This is a genomic window from Vibrio ezurae NBRC 102218, from assembly GCF_000467185.1.
GTDB classification, from domain to species: domain Bacteria; phylum Pseudomonadota; class Gammaproteobacteria; order Enterobacterales; family Vibrionaceae; genus Vibrio; species Vibrio ezurae.
In genome coordinates this window covers 34,840-52,323 of sequence record NZ_BATM01000021.1, presented here as the reverse complement: position 1 = coordinate 52,323, position 17,484 = coordinate 34,840, and the positions used below count along the sequence as shown (strand labels likewise).

18 protein-coding genes are annotated in these 17,484 nt (G+C 44.0%); 11 read left to right on the top strand and 7 right to left on the bottom strand.

The features are described from left to right. Positions 1-28: 28 nt before the first annotated feature. On the top strand, positions 29-601 hold the full coding sequence (locus VEZ01S_RS08495; RefSeq protein ID WP_021713619.1) for a NapC/NirT family cytochrome c: 573 nt from the start codon (positions 29-31) through the stop codon (positions 599-601). Positions 602-610: 9 nt separating this feature from the next. After that, positions 611-751 carry a TIGR02808 family protein gene (locus tag VEZ01S_RS16615; RefSeq protein WP_021713618.1) on the top strand — a complete coding sequence of 47 codons (141 nt, stop codon included), beginning with the start codon at positions 611-613 and terminating at the stop codon, positions 749-751. Positions 752-819: 68 nt separating this feature from the next. Here the strand turns inward: VEZ01S_RS16615 and VEZ01S_RS08490 are convergent, their stop codons facing one another. Continuing rightward, positions 820-2,112: a DEAD/DEAH box helicase gene (locus VEZ01S_RS08490; protein ID WP_021713617.1), complete on the bottom strand. Its 1,293-nt coding sequence runs from the start codon at positions 2,110-2,112 to the stop codon at positions 820-822. Positions 2,113-2,458: 346 nt separating this feature from the next. Here VEZ01S_RS08490 and VEZ01S_RS16830 point away from each other — a divergent pair, with 346 nt between their 5' ends. Both VEZ01S_RS16830 and VEZ01S_RS08485 read left to right on the top strand, forming a co-directional pair. Then, positions 2,459-2,608, top strand: a complete 150-nt coding sequence (locus tag VEZ01S_RS16830) for a hypothetical protein (protein WP_162889454.1) — start codon at positions 2,459-2,461, stop codon at positions 2,606-2,608. Positions 2,609-2,820: 212 nt separating this feature from the next. Then, the gene (locus VEZ01S_RS08485; RefSeq protein ID WP_021713616.1) at positions 2,821-3,369 is read left to right on the top strand and encodes a DUF4136 domain-containing protein; all 549 of its coding nucleotides are present in this window, start codon (positions 2,821-2,823) and stop codon (positions 3,367-3,369) included. Between the two features lie 68 nt (positions 3,370-3,437). On the opposite strand, the gene VEZ01S_RS08480 is transcribed toward VEZ01S_RS08485, so the two are convergent. The 5 genes from VEZ01S_RS08480 to hutW all read right to left on the bottom strand — a co-directional run bounded on the left by VEZ01S_RS08480 (position 3,438) and on the right by hutW (position 10,204). Next, the gene (locus VEZ01S_RS08480) at positions 3,438-5,243 is read right to left on the bottom strand and encodes an ABC transporter ATP-binding protein (RefSeq protein ID WP_021713615.1); all 1,806 of its coding nucleotides are present in this window, start codon (positions 5,241-5,243) and stop codon (positions 3,438-3,440) included. A 205-nt stretch (positions 5,244-5,448) separates the two neighbouring features. After that, positions 5,449-7,611, bottom strand: a complete 2,163-nt coding sequence (locus VEZ01S_RS08475) for a TonB-dependent hemoglobin/transferrin/lactoferrin family receptor (protein WP_021713614.1) — start codon at positions 7,609-7,611, stop codon at positions 5,449-5,451. A 114-nt stretch (positions 7,612-7,725) separates the two neighbouring features. Further along, on the bottom strand, positions 7,726-8,313 hold the full coding sequence (gene hutZ, locus VEZ01S_RS08470; protein WP_021713613.1) for a heme utilization protein HutZ: 588 nt from the start codon (positions 8,311-8,313) through the stop codon (positions 7,726-7,728). Then, the gene (gene hutX / locus VEZ01S_RS08465) at positions 8,310-8,831 is read right to left on the bottom strand and encodes a heme utilization cystosolic carrier protein HutX (protein WP_021713612.1); all 522 of its coding nucleotides are present in this window, start codon (positions 8,829-8,831) and stop codon (positions 8,310-8,312) included. The genes hutZ and hutX overlap by 4 nt, the downstream gene beginning before the upstream one ends. A 17-nt stretch (positions 8,832-8,848) precedes the next feature. Further along, positions 8,849-10,204 (bottom strand): heme anaerobic degradation radical SAM methyltransferase ChuW/HutW, encoded by a 1,356-nt coding sequence (gene hutW, locus VEZ01S_RS08460; RefSeq protein ID WP_021713611.1) that lies wholly within the window; start codon positions 10,202-10,204, stop codon positions 8,849-8,851. 180 nt (positions 10,205-10,384) lie between these two features. Here hutW and VEZ01S_RS08455 point away from each other — a divergent pair, with 180 nt between their 5' ends. Genes VEZ01S_RS08455 through VEZ01S_RS08430 form a run of 6 tightly spaced genes read left to right on the top strand, consistent with a single transcriptional unit; the run spans position 10,385 to position 14,995 of the window. After that, complete coding sequence (locus tag VEZ01S_RS08455) at positions 10,385-11,200, top strand: energy transducer TonB (protein WP_235868463.1); 816 nt, start codon at positions 10,385-10,387, stop codon at positions 11,198-11,200. A gap of 13 nt (positions 11,201-11,213) precedes the next feature. Then, a complete protein-coding gene (locus VEZ01S_RS08450) occupies positions 11,214-11,885 on the top strand; it encodes a MotA/TolQ/ExbB proton channel family protein (RefSeq protein WP_021713609.1) in 672 nt (223 codons plus the stop codon). Beyond that, positions 11,882-12,301, top strand: a complete 420-nt coding sequence (locus tag VEZ01S_RS08445; protein WP_021713608.1) for an ExbD/TolR family protein — start codon at positions 11,882-11,884, stop codon at positions 12,299-12,301. The genes VEZ01S_RS08450 and VEZ01S_RS08445 overlap by 4 nt, the downstream gene beginning before the upstream one ends. Continuing rightward, positions 12,301-13,149, top strand: coding sequence for a heme/hemin ABC transporter substrate-binding protein (locus tag VEZ01S_RS08440; protein WP_021713607.1), 849 nt, complete (start codon positions 12,301-12,303; stop codon positions 13,147-13,149). Before VEZ01S_RS08445 ends, VEZ01S_RS08440 begins: the two co-directional genes overlap by 1 nt. Positions 13,150-13,151: 2 nt before the next feature. After that, the gene (locus VEZ01S_RS08435) at positions 13,152-14,216 is read left to right on the top strand and encodes a FecCD family ABC transporter permease (protein ID WP_021713606.1); all 1,065 of its coding nucleotides are present in this window, start codon (positions 13,152-13,154) and stop codon (positions 14,214-14,216) included. Next, positions 14,216-14,995 (top strand): heme ABC transporter ATP-binding protein, encoded by a 780-nt coding sequence (locus tag VEZ01S_RS08430; RefSeq protein WP_021713605.1) that lies wholly within the window; start codon positions 14,216-14,218, stop codon positions 14,993-14,995. The genes VEZ01S_RS08435 and VEZ01S_RS08430 overlap by 1 nt, the downstream gene beginning before the upstream one ends. A 142-nt stretch (positions 14,996-15,137) precedes the next feature. On the opposite strand, the gene VEZ01S_RS08425 is transcribed toward VEZ01S_RS08430, so the two are convergent. Further along, positions 15,138-16,196 carry a DUF1214 domain-containing protein gene (locus tag VEZ01S_RS08425; protein ID WP_021713604.1) on the bottom strand — a complete coding sequence of 353 codons (1,059 nt, stop codon included), beginning with the start codon at positions 16,194-16,196 and terminating at the stop codon, positions 15,138-15,140. 308 nt (positions 16,197-16,504) lie between these two features. Between VEZ01S_RS08425 and VEZ01S_RS08420 the strand changes: the two genes are divergently transcribed. Next, on the top strand, positions 16,505-17,473 hold the full coding sequence (locus VEZ01S_RS08420; protein ID WP_021713603.1) for an AAA family ATPase: 969 nt from the start codon (positions 16,505-16,507) through the stop codon (positions 17,471-17,473). The last annotated feature ends 11 nt before the right edge of the window (positions 17,474-17,484 follow it).

The window sequence follows — 17,484 nt, the reverse complement described above, 5'->3', positions numbered from 1 at the left end:
TGCTAGTTGTTAACATAAGAGGCTATTTATGAAATTTTTAAAAGCGTTTTGGAAAAGACTCTCCAGACCTAGTAAGGCGGCTGCAGGTATCGTCCTTTTCATGGGGTTTGCAGGTGGTCTTCTCTTCTGGGGCGCATTCAATACAGGAATGGAATACACCAATACCGAAGAGTTTTGTGCTGGATGTCACGAGCCTATCGTGAAAGAAATCCAAGAAACAATACATTACTCCAACCGTTCTGGTGTAAGGGCTATTTGTTCGGATTGTCACGTGCCGCATAAATGGACAGATAAAATTGTCCGTAAAGTTCAAGCATCAAAAGAAGTGTTTGGTCATATCATTGGCATCATTGATACCGATGAAAAATTCCAAGCTCGTCGTGGTCACCTTGCTGAACGTGAGTGGGCACGCTTAAAAGCCAACGATTCTCTTGAGTGCCGTAACTGTCATGAGTTCGATTACATGGATTTTTCTGAGCAGGGTGAACGCAGTGTGAAGCAGCACTCAACCGCACTCGCTTCAGGTGATAAGACCTGTGTAGATTGCCACAAAGGTATTGCACACAAACTACCCGACATGCACGGCGTTGAAGGTTGGTAAGGGAGAATTATGAGTCAATTAGAATCTATCATTTGGCACGTACTAGGTTACAGTGCCATGCCCGTGATTATCTTAGGTGGTTTTGCTGCCGTAGCCGCAATTTGCATCTGGCTGTTATCTATCACAGCCGATAAAGAAGAAACCAGTTAAAAACGCACTATCACAATAGCAATACACCCAACGCAACGCGTTGGGTGTATTATTTTATCACTCGTGTTTTACTTTTTTGAGCGGCGTTTTAAAGCGCGCATTAAGCGAACTCGACCTTCCGCACTACTTTGGCTTTCTGCATTACTTTCATTAGCATTATTGGTTCGGCCTTGACGGTTTTTATAAGCCGGTTTGCTGTGCATTTTAACCAGTAATGCATCTCGGCTCTCAGGCTCATAACCATCCAACACGACACGTCTGATGCGCTGTTGAATCAGCTTTTCAACTTGAACAAGAGTAAGCTCTTCTTTACGACTAACAAAAGAAACCGCATGTCCTTGTTGACCTGCACGACCTGTACGGCCAATGCGATGCACATAATCCTCTGCTAAGAAAGGCATATCATAGTTAACTACGTGAGGCAGACCTTGAATGTCTAATCCTCGCGCAGCAACGTCAGTGGCCACAAGTACACGAGCTTTACCGGTTTTAAATTCGTCCAGAGCACGGCGACGAGCACTTTGCGCTTTATCCCCATGGCACAATACCGCTTTAATACCATCCAATTTAAGCTCTTTCACTACTTCGTTAGCTGTTTCTTTATAGTTAACAAACACCAACACTTGCTTCCAGTTCTTTTTACCAATCAGTTCAGAAAGTAATTCACGCTTACGCTCTTCTTCTATTGGATATACCACATGTGCAACAGTTGATGCGGTAGAGTTTTCCGCGTTGACAATAATACGCTTTGGTTTACGTAGGTAATCTTGGGCAAGTGCGTTCATTTGCGCCGATGATGTTGCAGAGAATAATAAAGTTTGTGGGTGCGCCGATAAACCATTCATTATGCTGCGGATCGCACCAATAAAGCCCATGTCTAACATTCGGTCCGCTTCATCAAACACCAGTACTTCCAAGTTAGCCAGACTCACGTTGCCAAGCTCAAGATGCTCAATGAGACGGCCAGGAGTCGCCACTAACACATCAACACCCGCTTGCAATTTACGCTCTTGTGAAGACATTTTTGCGCCACCATAAACCGCCGCAACAGAAACATCAGTATATTTAGAGTAGCTTTCAATATTATTGGCAATTTGGTCAGCCAACTCACGAGCCGGCGCTAAGATCAGCGCACGTACATTGGCTTTACTGCGAGGCTTAGGGTTATCGAGCAACTGCTGCAGAATAGGAAGAGAAAATGCAGCCGTTTTACCCGTGCCGGTTTGTGCATGCGCTAAGATATCTTCACCACGACGAATGTGCGGAATAGCTTGTTGTTGGATCGGAGTGAGTTTTTCATAACCACACTCAGTTAGTGCGCGCACAATATCAGATGAAAAACCTTGTGACGAAAATGACATTCTTTGTTCCTAATAGCAGTTGGCTATTATGTACACTTTCCGAGATGAAAGAACACAAACAGCGGCTAACCAAAAATATGGTCGATGATTATAGATGAATATGAGTCGTATTGGTGACAAATTTGCCCTCAAATACGCATTTAAAACGACTAATTTAGGGGAATTACGGTAAAAACCAAAAACATCACCCATAATATAGTATTGCTTATAATTTCCTGATGTGTGGTTAACGTCATAAAACCACACACCAGCATCGACCTAGCTCATACTTTCGCCCTACGACGCTTTTTATAATCTAAATAGAGAGTAAGTTGAAAGCATATTCATTAACTCCTGAGGTGTTATCATGATATATAGCCAACATTCAGAAGAGATCAACAAAGCAGCCACTCATAACATTTGGCGATTTGTTGGCATCATCATCGCAGTAAAAATCGGCTTGGTTGCATTACCTAGCCTCATATCTTCACTACATGGTTTGGGACATTTCTTTTAATTCCATTTTTCTCCCAACCTAACTAAATAAAAGGTTCAAGCCTATCGCTTGAACCTTTTTTATTTCATACATCACCTTAATACCTTGCTACAACTCCTCTTTCATCTCCCTTCGTTTTCACTGGACTTTCTATCTGCGGCTCGTTTATGCTGTTTTTACCAAATGCATTAATGTGCATATCAAATTAACGACTTACCCCCTTAGAGGTGTTCATGAAGCGGTTTATAACCATAGCGTTTACTTTGCTTTTATCAGCCTGCACAACCACCACCCCACAACAGAGCAATAACTTTGCGATAGGCATAGTAAGTAGCGGCGATTTCCAATTTATTCCATCGGGAGCAAAAACCTATGCATGGCACCCTCAGTCAGGGCAAGCCTATATTGATGAAAATGCAGATAAAGCCTCTGTTCAAAGCATGTTTAATCAAGCGATTGGGCAAAGTCTTGCTGAAAAAGGATACATTCGCGTTCCAATGTCGCATCAACCCAATTTTATTGTCGGCTATGGGGTTGCGATTGAATCAGAGCTCAGTGATGACGAGCTGTTCAACAAAACGCACCTTGCCACAGGCATTCCAGCACAAGATTTTGGCGACAGCGACCAAAAAGGGACCATCGTCATCGCCATGTACACTTACCCATTGATGGAACTGCGCTGGCACTCTCTTGCTCAAGCCGGTGCAAAGCCAAGCCGAGAGGTGGAACACATTAAAGGTTATGTCGATTCCATACTCAAAGAAATGCCATCAGTAAATTAACCTAAATACAAAATGAAATAAGTAAGGCGCCGTGCATTGTCCTTACTTTTTCTCTTGCTTACCGCGCTCTACCCTGCCTGCAAACTGCCATAAAGCGTTTGATATAAACCATCTGTCTCAATCAAATCTAAATGTGTTCCCGACTGAATCACTTTGCCGTCTTCTAATACGTAGATAAGGTCGGCTTGTTTGACTGCCGACAAGCGATGCGCCACGATCAACGTTGTTCGATTTTTCAAAAAGCGATTGAGTGCCAAGTGCAATTTCGCCTCAGTTGAAGTGTCCAGTGCAGAGGTCGCTTCGTCTAAAATCACCAATTCTGGATTACTCAACACCATTCTGGCAATTGCCAATCTTTGACGTTGACCACCCGATAATCTGACGCCTTGTCGTCCAATATGAGAGTCTAGCCCTTTAGGTAAGGTATGGCGCAGGTCGCTAAGTTGCGCCACTTCAAGTGCGGCCCATAAATCGGCTTCATCGTAGTCTCGCCCTAAGGTTAGATTTTGGCGAAGTGTATCATTGAAAATCATCGGCTGTTGCAACACTACCGCTAACTCTTGACGCAGCGCTTCATAGCTCACCGTTTCAATGCTGTGTCCATTTACCAATATTTGACCGCTGTCTTTTTGGTAAATGCCCAGTAACAACTGGATTAAAGTTGATTTCCCTCCCCCTGAAGCCCCAACCAGTGCCACGCGTTTTCCTTTCGGGATCATAAGTGAAAAATCATCTAACACATTACGCTCTGCGTCATACGCAAAACTGACGTTCTTAAATTCGATCTCGATAGGCTCGCCCTGAGAGAATGGGTTCACCGTCGCTTTAGGTCGATGTTCTTCGGGCATCTCCAGTATGCCATTTAAGCGTTTCATGGCCGCCGATGCGCTATACCAAGAATATTGGATACTCAAAAGTTCTTGAACGGGCGACAGCATAAACCATAGGTAGCCAAATACCGCGAAGATTTGCCCTATGCTCAAATCACTAAATAACACCATTAACATGGCGGCGGCTCGGAAAATCTCAAAGCCAATTAAAAACATCAAAAATGATAAGCGATTGGCCGCATCGGATTGCCATGCATATTTGTCCGCATCCACTCGGATAGACTCTGCATCCTGTTTGAGTCGCCCCAGATATTCTTGCTCTCTGTTAGCTGCTCGCAACTGATAAATACCGTCTAATGTTTCCACTAGACGTTGCTGGAAACGTTCAAATGCTTGGTTTTCTTTCTTTTTAAGATGTTTGACTCTTTGACCAAGATGGCGCGACAGATAAATAACCAGCGGATTCATTAAAATAATGAACAAGCCTAACTGCCAGTTGAGCCACAATAAAATGCCGCCAGTCCCTATCACAGTTAATACGCTAATCACAAATCGGCTCAGTGTTGACCCAATAAATTTGTCAATGGTTTCAATATCTGTGACTAAGTGCGAGGTCAGGCCACCACTGCCCTTTTCTTCATATTGCTGCATCGATACTCGACCCAGCTTATCCAAAATCCACTGACGAAGCTGGCAAGTTAATCTCTTCGACACCAAAGTAAACTGTCGGGTTTGCAAAATATTCAGCGCTTGGCTGACGATTCTCATTGCGATGATCATCAGTAGCACTGTGACGATATATCCAGATGCCGTTTGTACCCCTTGCGGCAAAAAGAGATTTAAGAATTCTAAACCTTTGGCTGGCTTGTCCAGTAACACTTCATCGACCATAAGTGGCAGCAACAAAGGGATGGGCACACTGATTAATGTCGCAAGAAAAGCGATAACATTGGCAAAAATAAGCATTTTCTTATGCTTCAATGCTTGTTGGTATAACCACTGCTTATTGAGGGTCGGCGTAACGCCAACGTCTTGTTTTAACACACAAGATCCTTTTTATGGTAAAGGTGAAACTGATGACGACTGGTACATATTGTACGCATTGAAATGAAGTTTAGTAAAAGAAAGGCACAATCAATCGAGATAAATAAATTCGTTAGAAGAGGAATAAACGCTTAGTTTACATCCCTCACAAACGACAACCACTCTACTGAGAAAACTCAGTAGAGTGGTCTTATATTGGCTGATATTAGAATAGGTATTCTAAGCTTACACCCCAGTTACGACCGGCTTGTGTTTCAAAGTCAGTTTTCTCTGTATCGCCTCGTAAATCTTCATACAACCAGTACTTTTCGTCCATCACGTTAAATAGACCTGCACGCAGTGTAAGATCGTTCATTGGACGATAATAAGCTGTGACATCAAGCAAATTGTAAGATGGCGCTTCAATGTTATCCACTTCCGTCCACTCATCTTTGCTTGCCACCATCGTGAAGTTCACCATACCACCAAAGGTACGATTCTCACTGTCATAACCCAAACCAATCACACCCGTTAACGGCGCAACAGTGTCAAGCTGGCGACCTGTCTTGGTATCTTCACCATAAGCGTAAGCTACGCTTAATTTGGTGTAAGTGCCCATAGGCCCAAGAATGCTACCGGCGGCTTCTGCACCATAAATACGTGCTTCATCGATGTTGACTGATGTATAGATATCACGCCCACTTGCAGCGTCTGTACCTACTTTCTCTGTCGTAATGAAATCATCGTATTCATTGTAGAACGCGCTGACTTCATATTGGTAAATACTGCCTTTGCCACGGAAACCTAACTCATAGGAAAGACTCTTTTCTGCTTTCAGATCAGGGTTCCCATAGAAGATAGCACCTTGATTATAGAAGTAGTAAAGATCGTAAACTGTCGGCGCTTTAAAGCCTTGGCTCACTTGAACATAAGGGCTAAATGCATCAGCAACGTGGTATACCGCACCTACGCGTCCAGTAAATGAATCGTCCGAGTTGCTCTCATGGGTATCAACGTAACCATCATTTGCTTCTGGGTCGGTCTTAAATGAGTCATAACGAACCCCTGCCGTTACTACCAATTTTTCATCCATCAAGAAGGCTTGATCTTGCAAGAACACGCCCCATTGCTGAACTGTGGCGTTCGGAAGTCCTGTACTACCCGGCGATGAACTCGGTGGAGCTCCGGTGCCACTTTGGATAAAGTGATCGGTATTTTCCAGAGTAAAATCGTTGTGTAAGAAGCTCGCACCATAGGTCAACTCATGATAATGCGTGTCTGCCACAATCAGTTTATTAAACTGCATATCAAACTGAATAGAGTCATCATTGGCAATTCTTTGACGATTTCGAATGCGGTCTTGGTAAATAGGAAAGCCATTTGAAGTGAAGTTAGTTGTATCATAGTTGTCTGAATGCGATTCAGACATTTGGTATGACACAGTCCAGTGAAGATCATCGGCGATAGCACTATTGAGCGCCCAGTCGTGCTCAACACCAACGCGCATACGAGTGGTGTTGTCTTTCGCACTGACATCTGAATACTGGAATCCTGGAAGGATTTCCCACCCTTCTTGAGACAATACGGTCTCATCATAGGTGCGATCGAAGTATTCGAACGTCAAACCAACACGATGCGCATCATTTACTTGATAGAAGGCTTTCACCAAACCATTGTATAACTCAGTATCAGCAGGGTCAGCCGCGCCACGATCAACACCATTGATGTCCGCGCCATCACCGTGTGTTTGGTGCTCGTTACCATTTGCGTAAGTAAACATGGTCAAAGTTTCCCACTTACCTTGGCGCATTGCCCAGGTTGCGGTATTTTTAAACTCACTATTGACTGACGAATAAGCTGATTTAATGCCGAAACGATTTTCGTCGCCATCGGTGATTAATACATCATCAGGATTTTTGGTGCGCATAAGCACCACACCGCCAATCGCATCAGAGCCATAGAGACTAGATGATGAACCTTTGCTCACCTCAATACCCGCTAAAGTGTCAGTTTCAATGGTGTTTGGGTATTTACGTTGCTGAGTAGAACCGGGGTTGTAAGAAAATGGCTGCTGTACGGAATCAACCATCACTTTTACGCGGCTGTTATCCATGCCACGAATGTTGAAATCAGACACACCAAAACGACCACTGCCTTGCGCTTGCACGCCCGGTGTATATTTCAATGTATCTTTTAGGTTGTTGTTCATCTGCGCATCAAGCTCGTCACGATTGACTGTCGCAACTGACGAAGATACGTCACTTTTGTTTTGCTCAGTTTTAGTCGCAGACACTACGACTTCATCAAAGGTAAATGTCTCCTCTGCAAGCACGACAGAAGAAGAAAACATCGCACTGATCGCGATGGCTATGCTTGTTTTTTTATACATGATTAAACCAAAAATCCGTTTTTTGAATGATAAAAACCCTACCGACTGAGAATGACCATCAGTCGGCACGAAAATAAGTGTTTAGTACTGTCCTCTAAGTGCGAGGACGAAAGATCAGTTTTGCTCTGAAGTCAGTTCAGCAATGGCTTCTTTTTCCTGCTTAACATGCCCTTCAGACAAGTGTAAGAAATCCACCAAATCGTTACCTGAAACGTTAAATGCCTGTCCAAAACCTTTTACGTAACGGCCGCTACTTGGCGTCAACTTATATAAATGAAAATCGCCCAATTTAGCTAAGTTTTGTGCCATTTCACCAAAGCGCTTTTCTAGAGCCTTCACCCCTTCAATGCCTTGCTCGGAGGCTTTATCAAGATGCTCCGCCGTTGTATCAAAGGTCAGGCGCTTACGCGCATGAATATTGTTCGCTGAGGATTCATCCTCAAGCATCATAATGGACACTTTTTTGTTTGATTTTAGGTTTTTACCGTGTGCAGCAAGATCGCTGACTAAGATGTAATAACCCGCATTATCAAACGCAAAAGGCGTATAGCTCACATGAGGCAAGCCTTCTTTAGTAACCGTCGCAAGCTGTAAACTTTGGCAAGCGTCACGAAACTCTTGAACCTCAGGACCAAGACGACCTTGTAGTCGCTCTTGTTTTATTTCAGCGCGGCTTTTTTCATCGTGTTGCTGGGCACTCATAGTGCAAATTCCTTTTTCAGCTGTGCAAGTTTGTCTAATTGCTCAGGGAATAATTGGCGTTTTTGATCACGACCTAAGTACACCTTAAATACGCAGGCACCCGCTTCGTCATAAAAACCAATATAGTGACTTTCCATCTTGTGGAAGGGTTTAGACACAACCGCGATGTGTTTAACCAGATCCAACTTCAAATGCCCGTGCAATTCGCCTTCACGTCCCATTAAGTTGTAATAGCCATGTGCCACCTTTCCTTTTGGGAATGGCGCTTTATATTCAAATATCGAGCCACAAGAGTGAACGATAGTGGTGACTTTTCCCCATGCAGGAAGCGCTTCTAAAATCTCCTGAGCATGCTGACCTGCAATCGCTGTCATCATATTTGACGGAAGCACGAATGTGATCTCGCCCTCAGTTAAACTCAGTTGTAACGACATATCAGAGACAGGTATCGAGTCGTCCTTCTCCATCAAGGTTGCAACAGCTTCTAGTACTTCTTGCTTGGTTGATTTGCTATACATTTTTTCCCCTAAATCAGCTATGCAGCTTCAGTTACTTTATTTTTATGTGGTTGTGGTTGGTTGCTTGATACAACCTTAATTAAATTTTGTGCCAGCGTTACAGACCAAAACTGCCCAGCTAGAGTCAAAGTTAAATACGCGCCATCACACTTAGCTAAGCCATTGTTTTCCCATGCTTTAAATAATGGCTGTAAGCGTTCGAACATACCATCTGGTAGGGCGCGCGCGCTCAATACTCCGCGATCAAACGCAGCTTTTATCATGCTATCGATATGAGCATTTGGCGCACTATGGAACGCCATTGCCGCGGCAAATTCATTGGCTTCACCCGCCTGTATGTATTTATCCATATCACGATATTGCATTGAGCTAATGCCATTTACCGTACCGCCAGCACCAGCCCCTAGAGGCATCACTTGTGCTGATGTTTTCGCAAGGCTGTTGTAGACTGAACGCTCTCGGTTGCCCGAGCTCCAATGGTTGACACTCAAGCGTGTTTGATGGTGTTTTGCCATAAACTCAACGCCCATTTTGAACATAGTGGCTTTCAATTGAGTGTCGGCTGGCTGCGGTAATTTCCCTTGCTCAACCAAACGTCCCATTGGCAAGTTTTGCATTTCAATCAGTTGGTATAGATCAACGCCATGCGCCCCACTTTCGAGATATAACTCAAGGTCGTTCTCCCACGTTGTCAGGGTTTGATAAGGTAGGCCATAGAGAAGATCGATCACGATAGGTGCACTGTTGTAACTGACAAAATGTTGTAAACGCTCAAGCACCTCATCACCATCGTTAAGGCGTTTCGCGCTGCGGCGTACCTTAGTATCAAAACTTTGCACACCAAATGAGAAGCGGTTAATTCCACCTTCTAGTGCAGATTCAAATTTATGATCATCAAAGCGATTAATACGACCTTCCAGAGTAAATTCACAATCTGGGGTCAATGGAAAATGTGTACGAACCAACTCGGCAAGCTCTTTGATTTGCGCAGCACTTAAATCCGTTGGGGTTCCCCCTCCGATATAAACCGCTTGGAATGGGTAGTCTTGACTCCAAGGCATACTGGCTTTCCAAAGCAACTCTTTTTTAAGTGCTTCAAAATAGCGATCGATTAACTGAGTGCTTGATGCATATTGAAAGAAATTACAGTAAGTGCAACGTACACGGCAAAAAGGGATATGAATGTAAAGACAGCGTGGCGTCTTTTCCCCTACAGCTGAATATGCGGTCGTTAATGTAGATTGTACAAGCTCCGGAGCAACGGGCTTAGCAATACCTCCAGCGTGTGCGCCTTTTTTCTTTTCAAAGGCAAATCGTAACGGGTCAGGAGTATGCCTACCGATGATATCTACATTGTCCAATTCAAGGTTCATATCGACTTTTTGTTTTCCATATTTGAATAACGATTTGCCGAATTATTGTCATACTTTTTAATGATAATAAATCTCATTTCGATAGGTATGTGACCGAAGTCACGGTATTGAATCGTAACACAAATGATTATTGTTCCTATTACCACTTTATGTATACTCGGCTTTATTCAGGCTCAATTTATGACATTTTTGACGACAGTGAAAAAGTATAGATATTTGATAGCGGGTGCTATTTCCCTTTTAATTCATGGTGTTGCGCTTTCTTTCTCATCACCTAAGCCAGAGATAACCTTTGCCAATAACCAGCAAGGGCAAGCACTCAACATTCAATTTATCTCTATACCACAGGTTAAAAAAGAAGCGACAGTGCAAGAACCTGTCTCTAAATTGAGCAAAGTAGAACAAAAAGCCCCTATTGTCGAACCGGTTATAAAGAAAGAAATCCAGCCCCCGAAACCTGAGCCAAAGCCAAAGCCAAAGCCAAAGCCAAAGCCAAAGCCAAAAAAGATAGTGCATAAAACGCCGGAGCCAAAGAAAACAACAGCAAAACCTGTGAAGCCTGAACCGATACGTAAACCGGATACCGCTTCGCAAACCGTCATTGAAAAAACGGTGACCAAAAAAACGCCACCGGTTAACAAAACCGCCAAGGTAAAAAAAGAAACCACCGAGGTGGCAGTGGAAGAAAATGTAAGCGCCAGTAAAAGTGCCAAACCGAAAATGGTCAATAAGCCTACATTTTCTGCGAAACCGAGCGCGGTGAACTATCCAAAATTAGCGCAACGACGAGGCTGGCAAGGCAATACCTTAGTAGAAATTTGGATTAATGAAGATGGTCAACAAATGAAACAAGTCGTTGTCCATTCATCTGGTCATGAAATTTTAGATATTGCCGCTGTAAAGGCGATAACTAAGTGGAAGTTCCAACGCCGACAAGAACAAGGGCAACGCATGGCCTATCGCGTACAAGTTCCAATTAATTTTAAACTTAACTAGATTTGAGCACACTATGAATACCTTGATTACGCTTCACAGCCAACTCGGAATGATGACCATACCACTGACCGTACTGTCAGCCCTCACACTTATGATCATCATAGAACGCACTTTCTACATGCTATTAAATAGCCGAACTCATACACGTCAAATTTTGTCAAAAGTGCATCGAATAAATTTTTCAAACTCAGCGCAAGTAGAGCACTTTATTGAGCATGATTTACAAGGCAAAACCATTATGTATCAAGCCATGCGCATGCTACTGGGTCACCGTTCTTTCACCAAAGAACTTCGAGAAGAAGCGGTTAGCATCTGGCTATTTAAAAAGCGCCAGCAATATAAATCAGGCATACGTACGCTTTCTATCATCGGCGTTATTAGCCCCTTAATTGGCCTACTGGGTACAGTGTTAGGGCTTATTGAAATGTTCAAAGGCTTAGCGCTGACTTCGGGCTCTATTTCACCTTCAGTATTGGCTGACGGATTAGGATTGGCTATGTCTACCACTGCCGTGGGTTTGCTGATCGCTCTACCCGCAATCACAGGCGCTCAACTGCTGGGCATGTGGATTGAAAAAACCTTAGCCACTATCGAATACACCCTTAATCACAGCAATTTACACATTGAAGGGATTTCCATCGAATGTCCTGAAAATTCCAAGTCTTGCGAAGAGGTCATAGCATGATCAAATCGCAGTCTTCTCTATTTGATGAAGAATTTAAGCCTGATTTAACTCCCCTCCTCGATATCATTTTTATCGTCATGGTGTTTCTTCTGCTAACGGCCAACATCACCATCAAAACCATGGAGGTAGCGATCCCGCAAACATCAGATGCACAGGTACTTAGCGAACAGAACAAAACCGTTATTACGGTCAATATTCTTACCTCAGATCCTAAGTGGGCGATTGATGGAGAGAGCTTTACTCACTGGAATACTTTTACCGATGCCTTGCTAGATAAAGTGACGGCGTCACAAGATCGAGATCTTATTATCTCACCCGATAAATCTGCAGACGTGGAATCAATGCTGAAACTTTTAGCATGGCTTCAAACGAACAATATTGACGCGACAAACATTGTCATGGAAGAGAGTAAATAATGAAACAGACACTTTTATTAATCACCTTAGCGTTTTTCTCGTCGCTGGCGTTAGCGAGCACACACAGCCAGCCTAACCGAATTATCAGCGTAGGCTCGACCGTTACCGAATTGTTGTACGCACTCAATGCCGACGATCAATTGGTCGCCATCGACATTACCAGTAAGCATTTTGATAGCGAAGGTAAACTGCCACAAGTCGGCTATCATCGCCAACTTTCAGCAGAAGGTCTTATGGCGCAAAACCCCACTCACATTATTGGTTCTAACGAAATGGGACCAGAATCCGCGTTAACACTGCTTAAAGCCGCCGGTATCCAAGTGATTACCGTTCCGGCTGGCAACAGCGAAGCGGATCTTGATGCGCGTATTGATACTGTCGCTAAGGTCACTGGAAAAGAGGTGCAAGCGGTCGCGTTAAAAGACAAACTGCATCAACAAATGCAGCACCTTGCAAAGCTTGATCCTAAACATCATCCAAAAGCTATTTTTGCCATGCTAAGTGAAGGGCGCCCGGCAACGATTGCAGGTTCTGATACCACTATTGATAAAGTAATCCAACTTGCAGGGGGGAATAACCCACCTAATCAAGACTTTAATTCTTATAAATCCATGTCATTTGAAGCCATCATTAATATTCAACCAGATTACATACTGGTTCCGCAACGTACATGGGACGCAATGGGTGGCCAACAAGGCATTATTCAAAAATTCCCGCTATTAGCAGCAACATCAGCAGCGGCCAACAATAAGATCATTCCTGTTCCCGGCAGCGCGATCATCGGCGGATTTGGCATTGAAAGTATTGAACTGAGCCAAAGTCTATACCAAACATTCCAGCGCGACTAACTATGAACTTTGCACCTTCAATCAAATTATCAACGCCGACCTTACTAGGTGTTGCACTCATCAGTGTGTGCCTCACCAGTATTCTTTCAATCAGTGTCGGCCCTATGGACATCAGCTTTTTACAAAGTGTGAGTGCTTTAGCTGCAAACTTGGATTTCCTTGATTTTTACGACAGCGCACTACCGAGCCACATTCCAATGATCGTGCAACAGGTGCGTTTGCCACGAACTCTACTGGCTATCGCCATCGGTGGGATACTGGCAATTTGTGGTGCGGTAATGCAAGGTCTGTTTAGAAATCCCCTTGCCGATCCGGGTATTATTGGTGTGTCAGCAGGAGCTGCCCTTGGCGCTGCATTAGCCATCGTGGTTTTTGGTTCGCTTGCGCAAAGCTATCCTCAACTACTGATGTTTGGCACTGTGCCTATGTTCTCCTTTTTAGGCGGCGCGATCACCACATTATTGGTGTATCAGTTAGGGACCTCGCCAACGGGTACATCCGTCACCATGATGCTACTTGCTGGAGTTGCCATAGGCGCACTCTCTGGGGCTATGCTAGGGCTTTTAAACTATTTTGCCGATGATCAAGCGCTTAGAGACCTCTCTCTTTGGACCATGGGTTCACTTGCCGGAGCAAACTTTTCTGGCGTGATCTTTGCCTTTAGCGTATTGATTATACTTGGTGTTTTATTCTACAGAGACGCCAGTAACTTAAACGCTTTACTGCTCGGTGAAGCGGAGGCTAGCCATCTAGGTATCAACGTTCAAAAATTAAAAGGTCGACTGATCTTACTTACTGCCGCTGGTGTAGGGGTAACCGTATCCCTTGCCGGAATGATTGGTTTCATTGGCCTTATTGTTCCCCACATTGGACGTATGATATCAGGGCCAAACCATAAAACACTGTTACCTCTCGCTGCAGTGTTGGGCGCGTTACTATTGCTTATTTCAGACATGCTATCGCGCATTTTAGTCGCCCCGTTAGAGATCCCTGTCGGAATCATCACTGCGGTGCTTGGCGCTCCCTTCTTTATTTGGCTACTTATCTCGCAAAAGGGACGAATTTAATGCGTATTCCTGTCGTAAAATGCAATGATATCAGCGTCAATATCGGAAATAAGTCCATATTAGACAAGGTCAACATCGAGTTTCACTCTCACGAATTCACGGTATTACTGGGCCCTAATGGCACAGGTAAAAGCACCTTATTAAAAACCCTCAGTAATGAAATGCCCTATAAAGGTGAACACCTGATTTTGGGTAAGCCATTGCATGAGTGGGATAAAAAAGTTCTCGCAAAGCAGTTTGGCATACTGCCCCAATCGAGTTCCTTGACCTTTAATTTTACCGCTCAAGAAGTCGTCGAGTTAGGCGGACTGACCTTATCGGGCGGGCAACAAAACATCACCCGTGTGGCAAAAGACAAAATGAGCGAAACTGGCGTTTTACACTTAGCAGAGCGCCTCTACCCGAGTTTATCTGGTGGCGAAAAGCAACGGGTGCACTTAGCGCGAGTACTGACTCAGTTGGACTCCATAGAGCACAGCAAGATACTGTTTCTTGATGAACCCACTTCCGCACTGGATTTGAGCCACCAGCACAACACCTTGCAACTTACCCAGCAACAAGCCAAGCAAGGCGCTTGTGTGGTCGCAGTACTGCATGACTTAAACCTCGCCGCGCAATACGCCGACAGAATCGTAGTCCTTAATCAAGGTAATATCGTTGCCGACGGCACGCCATGGGAAGTACTAACGTCAGAAACCATTGCTAAGGTTTATAGCTGGCAAACACAAATCATGCCCCATCCTACTCAGCAGCATCCGGTCATATTGTCGGCTCACTAGACGTTGGTTTAACTAAATCTAGTGACGATTAAACCTATACAACCCATATACAAAACAAAGCCCTACTTCAAGAAGAAATAGGGCTTTGAGTTCACAAATAGTTCGATCTCTATACTGATTAAAAGCTGATGCTATTTACTGGTTACTTAACCGCTTTAACTAAAGGCAGCACTCGGAATCCATCGCGCATCTTTTGGCTTGGCATATAGTGACGGAATGCTAGGTTAAATACGCCAGAGTCGTTCTTAGTCGCAATATTGTTTGGCGCATCATCGCCACAACCAAAGCTCACGGTATAAGTACCATCAGCATTTTTAGTCGCCGTATTTGAGCTGACATTTGCCACATCGTTAAACATAAAGCCTTGTTTGTTATATACAGTTACTGACCAAAACGCCTGATTTTCTGGGTCTTCAAAAGTCGCTTGGTGACAAGTATCAGCTGGGAAGTTACCTGATACTTCATAAATATTATCTTGCAGTTGCGCCCCGCCCCAACCGATTGCAGCACCTACCGCATACTTCTCTTCTGTAAATAGCTCTTTGGATTCATCTTGCGGATCGGTAAACATACCTGCGGTTGCCTGAGCACCATCTCGTTTCAATATGGTTGGCATCTCCGCTTTCAGCTCTTTTTCTACCTTTTCAAAAGGGCCTTTTTGTACTTGTGGCGCCTTAAATTCTGCGCTCGCTTTTGCGTCAATGGTCATTTTATCTTGAATCGCATGCACTTCATCTTCGGTGAATGTCGCATCGGTGCGAACAATCACATACACATGGTCGCCAGCATGAGTAGAAAGATCAAAAGTACCCGAACCGTATTGCATTGCCTGAATGCGGTGATCTTCTGTAATCACTTCCATAGACATGTATTTGCCTTCTGGAATTTGTGGAAGCGTAATCGTTGCCCCCTGTGAAACGTTAACAACGGCCATCGAATAGTATGTATCTCGATTCATGCGCACTACGGGTTGTTGATCGGTCGGAGTGAGAACACGCTTATGTTCAAAGTTATTCACACCCACCTTTTCTTGAACTTTCAGATACTGTCGCGCCGTTTCGTATATTGCATAGTTCTTTTCAGTGGTCACTTCGCCTTTATCACTAAAGAAGTCAGTAAGGGTCGCTACTTCAGTAGCCGAAAACGTTGGTAGTGCAACAATGTTAAGACCTAGAGCAATACTTAGAGCCAGTTTTTTCATGATGGGTTTCCTATATTTGTCATTTAAATTGAACACTTCAAACCAACGAATGCTTCCCTTAGAAATTGACTTGATTTGTGCCTTTCACGTTTCACAGTTTTATGATTGGTCCCTGCAAAGCTATTGACTTAGATTCATATGTGATATCCGCCAAAAGCATATTACATAACAAATAATAGTCTCTATATTTATAAGCGTTGAAATAAAGACACACTTTTTAAAATAAAAATGTTCTGCCATTTCCTCAATTACAAACTATCTTTAACTAATTGTATTTATTCACGTTATAACAGCTAGAGAGTGACGACATGAATTCTAATTTAGAATCAGTAATGCAACTAAAGAAGCAGATGGAGCAATCGGTCATCGGACAACAACATATGGTCGATACCTTGTTGGTCGCACTACTGACCAATGGCAACGTTTTGCTTGAGGGGCTACCTGGAACGGCTAAGACTCGTTCGATAAAAGCATTGGCTTCTGCTTTATCCGTTGACCTAGGTCGAGTTCAATTTACACCTGATCTGCTTCCGTCTGACGTGACCGGCACAGAGGTGTATCAGGATGTTGATGGTAAGCCTACCCTCACCTTTCAACCTGGCCCAGTGTTTAATAATTTACTGCTTGCCGATGAAATCAACCGCTCTCCCGCTAAGGTGCAAGCGGCATTACTAGAAGCGATGGAAGAGCGTCAAATCACCGTAGCCGGTAAAACCTACCAACTGCCTGATTTATTTATGGTCCTTGCTACCCAAAACCCAGTAGAGCAAGAAGGGACTTACCCGCTTCCGGAAGCACAGATGGATCGCTTCATAATGAAAATCAATTTGGACTATCCAGACGCGGATGCAGAAGAACAAATTATCAAGATGGTGCGCGGAGAAGAAAAGCCATCGTCATATAAGCCAGAGCCGATTGATCCCGCTTGTATTTTTGCTGCGCGAGAAGAAATTCAACAGATCTATTGCAGTGGTGCGGTATTAAAATACTTAGTGTCGATCATTATCGCTACCCGTCAGCCCGAGAAATACCCGGATTCTGAACTGGCAAACTGGATTGCAGTAGGTTCAAGCCCAAGGGCAACCATTGCACTAGACAAATGCGCTCGCGCTATGGCGTGGTTAAAAGGTAAAGACTTTGTTGACCCTGATGACGTAAGGCAAGTGGTGCACGGCGTACTTCGACATCGTCTTATCCTTTCCTATGATGCATTGGCTGAAGGCATAAGCTCAGATCGAGTGATTGATGAAATCTTATCTCAAGTCGCAGTCGCGTAAGAGAGCACGGT